The sequence below is a fragment of the Micromonospora sp. CPCC 206060 genome (assembly GCF_036906895.1).
Classification (GTDB): domain Bacteria; phylum Actinomycetota; class Actinomycetes; order Mycobacteriales; family Micromonosporaceae; genus Micromonospora.
This window is the reverse complement of the sequence record NZ_JBAKHU010000256.1, coordinates 1-872: the sequence shown is the minus strand read 5'-3', so window position 1 is coordinate 872 and position 872 is coordinate 1. Positions and strand designations below refer to the sequence as shown.

1 protein-coding gene is annotated in these 872 nt (G+C 71.2%); it reads left to right on the top strand.

The features are described 5' to 3' along the window. Nucleotides 1–208 precede the first annotated feature (208 nt). On the top strand, nucleotides 209–871 hold the full coding sequence (locus V6U90_RS33590; protein ID WP_334445229.1) for a C39 family peptidase: 663 nt from the start codon (nucleotides 209–211) through the stop codon (nucleotides 869–871). The last annotated feature ends 1 nt before the right edge of the window (nucleotide 872 follow it).

Genomic DNA, 872 nt, shown 5'->3' with positions numbered 1-872 from the left:
CCCCTACACCGGGGTGCGGTGCGGGCCGATGGCCGGTGGGAATGACCGGCCGGGCCGGGTCGTTACATCCCCCTGGGACACACACCCCGACCCCCCGGTCGCTGGTCCTGTCCCCGATCCTCCTCTTTCCGCCGTGGTGCCCCGCCCCACGTGGGCTTCGTCCTGCCCGTGGGTGCCGCGCGACCCCCCGAACGGAAGGTGCATCCCCATGACCACGATCACCCGTACCAGCGCCCTGACCATCGCCGGCCTCGCCTTCGTCGGCGGCGCCATCGCCGGACCGGTCACCGCCGTACACGCCGCCACCACCGACACCCGACCCACCACCGACCGCGACAACGACCGCGACCGTGGTGAAGGCCGCACCGGCGCCCGCGAGGTCGGTGTCCGCTACGAGGCCCAGCCCAACTTCTACTACTGCGGCCCCGCCTCGACCCGCATCGCCCTGACCGCCCAGGGCAAGAACCTCAGCCAGGACGACCTGGCCAAGGACCTGGGCACCACCGAAGCCGGCACCAACTCGGCCGTGGACATCACCCGCGTCCTGAACAAGGTCACCGGCACCGACACCTACAAGACCGTCGAGGTCCCCGCCACCGCGAAGGACAACCACGTCGAGAAACTGCGGACCGACATGGTGCGGGCCCTGGACTCCGGCCGGGCGGTCGTGGCCAACATCGCCGGCACCGCCGTCGACACCGACGGTGTCGCCCACTCCTACGAAGGCGGCCACTACCTGAGCGTGGTCGGCTACCGCGACAACGGCCACACCCTGAAGATCGCCGACCCCGCCAACCCGGACCAGGCCTCCTACTGGATCACCGCCGAGGACCTCACCGCCTGGACCGCCACCCGCGGCTACTCCGCCTGAC